Consider the following 1,777-nt stretch of genomic DNA (forward strand, 5'->3'; position numbering starts at 1 on the left):
TCAGTTCTGAATTCCCAATCTTGCGGGAAAACTTGACCAAAATTGATCAAGCTCTTTTGGCTGTTGAGGAAAAGGTAGACGAAAAGGCACCTTTACACCACACGCATACGATCAACGAAATCGCAGATCTTGAAGCAGCCCTTAAGGGCAAGATGGCAGCGGATAAAACTTTCTCATTTGCTGATTTAAGCGATATCGAGGGTGCACACGATGCTGCCAACAATTATGTTCTCTATAAATCAAGCAACAATAACTTCACCTTTGGGAGTGCTGTCTCACTGTTAGGCGCGCATCAACATAAAACCGAAGATATCGTGGGGCTTGATGATTTTAGAGCCAAGATCAATGAAGATCTCACAAGCTATGGACGCCTCACAAACCCAAATGAATGGAAAAATTACAATAAATTTACCAGCAAAGTCACTATGAGTGGTGGCTTAGAACTGTTGGGTAATTCGTCGTTTAACCTTATCCATAATGGTGAAGTGGTTACCAATTTAAACACAAACGGAAGCACCTTGAAAGGACCTTTAAAAGTTGATGGAGATCTTGTTTATACGAAAGCGCAAGTGGATGAAGCCATCTTGGCAGGAATAAAGAGGCTAAAAAAAGATTTGACCGATAAAATCACGAATTGGCCGGCACTTGCTGATGCTGAATTGCTCTATACGCAAGATGGAAAAATTCAATGGCCCGATTGGGTCACGGATAACACAAAAGTCGAAATCCAAGCATGGGGTGGAGGTGGCAGTGGTGGCGGAGCCTATTTGTCAGGATTAGGAGGAGGTGGTGGTGGTGCCGGTTGTTCAGTCTGGTATGGCTATAAAGCCAGTTTAAAGGGTCATGAGAATATCACAATTGGTAAAGGAGGAGCTTCTGTGGGAAAGCAGTGTGTAAACGGTAAGTCTGGAGGAACAACAATCATTGGCAAGAATTTTATCACCGCCACAGGAGGAAACTATGGTAGTGCTGGTTACTATAGTTCACGAAATGGTTATGTTACTGGCTGCTATTCAGGAAGTGGTGGTACTGGAGGAGTAGGGGGAAATTTTGGCTTGGCAACGGATGAGCACCTAGGACTTGCTAAAGGCGGGAATGGTTATGCTGGAACAAGCGGAATTACGAGTAAGACAAGCGGTAACGGAGGTGATGCTGGGGGTGATACATCAAGAGGTGGCGCTGGAGGGATAGGACAAGGTTCCTATAGTTCAGGAAAAGCAGGGCGTGGTTTTGGTGGTGGTGGTGCTGGCTCTCATGGAGATTCCTCTCCAAGCGGTGCTGGAGCCGATGGTGCTGTCCTTATAAGGTTATGGAAAGAATAAATGGATGCACAAGTAACCAAGATACGACAGAAGTCAAATGGATAGCTGTTCTATAAGCAGGCTTATATGTTTTTAAGTCCTTTTATCGCTCGTTCAAAGCCCTTTAAAAGGGCTTTTTTTGACTGACAGTGTCAGTCTTATGTAAGAGTGCACTTGTTGTTATGGTCTCTTCATTGATTTGGAGAGCAAGATGGCAACAGAATTTAATCATGGGATTCGCATTGTAGAGGCTGGTGAGAATTCCCGTCCTTTAGCAACATTTGATCAGACCGCCATTGGGGCGGTTGTTACAGCCCCTGATGCTGATAACCAAGTTTTTCCCCTCAACGAGCCTGTCCTTCTCTTTACGCATGAGGGTGAGAAAATCCAAAAGCTTGGAACAAGAGGCACAGCTCTTGATGTTATTAATGCTGTGTGCGCACAGGGGATTGAGGCACAAATTATTCTTGTGCGGG

1 protein-coding gene and 1 pseudogene are annotated in these 1,777 nt (G+C 44.7%); both read left to right on the plus strand.

Features of this window, described 5'->3' with window-relative positions; all coding sequences use genetic code 11:
- Positions 1-1,322 (plus strand): Bgr_08870 family protein (locus tag ACFINL_RS09560; RefSeq protein ID WP_375651475.1); only part of this gene is annotated, 1,322 nt, incomplete at its 5' end.
- Between the two features lie 190 nt (positions 1,323-1,512).
- Positions 1,513-1,777: pseudogene (locus ACFINL_RS09565) on the plus strand (phage tail protein); the annotation flags it as partial.

It is taken from the genome of Bartonella sp. AA78NXGY, assembly GCF_042197005.1.
Taxonomy (GTDB): domain Bacteria; phylum Pseudomonadota; class Alphaproteobacteria; order Rhizobiales; family Rhizobiaceae; genus Bartonella.